The organism is Streptococcus sp. 339, from assembly GCF_013277285.1.
GTDB lineage: Bacteria > Bacillota > Bacilli > Lactobacillales > Streptococcaceae > Streptococcus > Streptococcus pseudopneumoniae.
The window spans coordinates 1-1,663 of sequence record NZ_VMMR01000070.1; the positions used below are offsets into that span (position 1 = coordinate 1).

The 1,663-nt window shown below is 41.9% G+C and carries 3 protein-coding genes; all 3 read left to right on the forward strand.

Annotated features, from left to right (window positions below):
* A partial coding sequence (locus HT736_RS08695; RefSeq protein ID WP_172930953.1) for a DUF1542 domain-containing protein occupies window positions 1-819 on the forward strand: 819 nt, incomplete at its 5' end.
* Between the two features lie 322 nt (window positions 820-1,141).
* Window positions 1,142-1,327: a hypothetical protein gene (locus tag HT736_RS08700; RefSeq protein WP_001136123.1), complete on the forward strand. Its 186-nt coding sequence runs from the start codon at window positions 1,142-1,144 to the stop codon at window positions 1,325-1,327.
* Complete coding sequence (gene tnpB, locus HT736_RS08705) at window positions 1,308-1,658, forward strand: IS66 family insertion sequence element accessory protein TnpB (protein ID WP_000152345.1); 351 nt, start codon at window positions 1,308-1,310, stop codon at window positions 1,656-1,658. Before HT736_RS08700 ends, tnpB begins: the two co-directional genes overlap by 20 nt.
* The last annotated feature ends 5 nt before the right edge of the window (window positions 1,659-1,663 follow it).

Below are 1,663 nucleotides of genomic sequence, written 5' to 3' on the forward strand. Positions count from 1 at the left end.
AAAGCAGACTTAGAAAAAGCAGCGCAAGCAGAAAAAGCAGCCATCGCAGCAGATAAGAGCTTAACAGCAGCGCAACGTGCTGAGAAAGAACAAGCTGTAGAAGAAGCACGAAAAGCTGCCGAAGCTAAGATTGACTCAGCAGAAGACGCTGATAAAGTAGCCGAAGCTAAAACAGCAGGTGTAACAGCCATTGAAGGCGTCCACACAAATGGTGACTTAGAAGCTCTTAAGAAAGCTGCTAAAGCAGACTTAGCGAAAAAATTAGCAGATAAATTAGCAGCAATTGACAACACTCCAAATGCAACAAAAGAAGAAAAGGATGCAGCTAAAGATCGAGCTAAGCAAGCAGCGAACCAAGCTATCCAAGCCATTAACGCAGCAAGCGACCAAGCAGGCGTGGACAAAGCGCAAGCGGAAGGAATTGCCGCAATAGCAGCAGTTAACCCAGTGGCTAAAGACAAAGCTAAGGAAGCAGTAGCAGCTAAGCTTAAGGAAAAAGAAGCCGAGATTGATGCGAACGCTAACCTTTCAGATGCAGAAAAAGCAGCGGCTAAGGAACAAGCTAAAGCGGCAGCGGACAAAGCTATCCAAGCCATTGACGCAGCAAGCGACCAAGCAGGCGTGGACAAAGCGCAAGCAGACGGAATTGCCGCAGTAGCAGCAGTTAATCCAGTGGCTAAAGACAAAGCTAAGGAAGCAGCATTACCTAATACTGGTAGTCGATCAGATAGCACTACAGCTGCTCTAGGACTTCTATCAATCTTTGGAGCAGTCGGTTTACTCTTTTCTAAAAAGAAAAAAGATGATGAAGAAGCTTAAGTAGATGATTCTATTTGATTCTCAATAGCCTTCACATGCAAAAATCTTTATCAATTAAAAAGAACTAGGGTAACCTACACATTAGCTGGATATACTCACCCTATAGCAGATAGTGAAGAAGCCTCTTTGCCAACTATAGTAGAGGGAAGTTAGCTAAGATTCAGAAAGGACAAATTTTGTCCTTTCTTTTTTGTCGTCCTTCTCTCTGTTGATGGATGGTAAGAGCGTCATAAGTGGTAAGCGCGTCATAACAAGGTATCTATCATTCATGGAAGACCTCCTGTATACTATTAGTAAAGTAAAACTATTGGAGGATATTTAAATGCCACAACCTATTGTTCCTGTAGAGATTCCACAATCTCGTCGTTTTGATTCTAAAAAGAGAAATGATATTCTGCTTAAAATTCGTATTGGCAAGCTTGAAGTAAGTTTTTTTCAATCTCTCAATCTCGAAATGATAGAACAGCTTTTGGATAAGGTGTTGCTCTATGACAATTCATCTATCTAGCCTAGGGCAGGTCTATCTCGTATGTGGGAAAACGGATATGAGACAAGGCATTGATTCACTGGCTTATCTGGTTAAAACCCACTTTGAATTGGATCCTTTCTCCGGTCAAGTTTTTCTCTTTTGTGGTGGACGTAAAGACCGCTTTAAAGCCCTTTACTGGGATGGTCAAGGATTTTGGCTACTATATAAACGCTTTGAGAACGGTAAGTTGACTTGGCCAAGTACAGAAAAGGATGTCAAAGCTCTCACACCAGAACAAGTAGACTGGCTGATGAAGGGCTTTTCTATCACTCCCCAAATAAATTCATCAGAAAGTCGTGATTTCTATTGAAATGA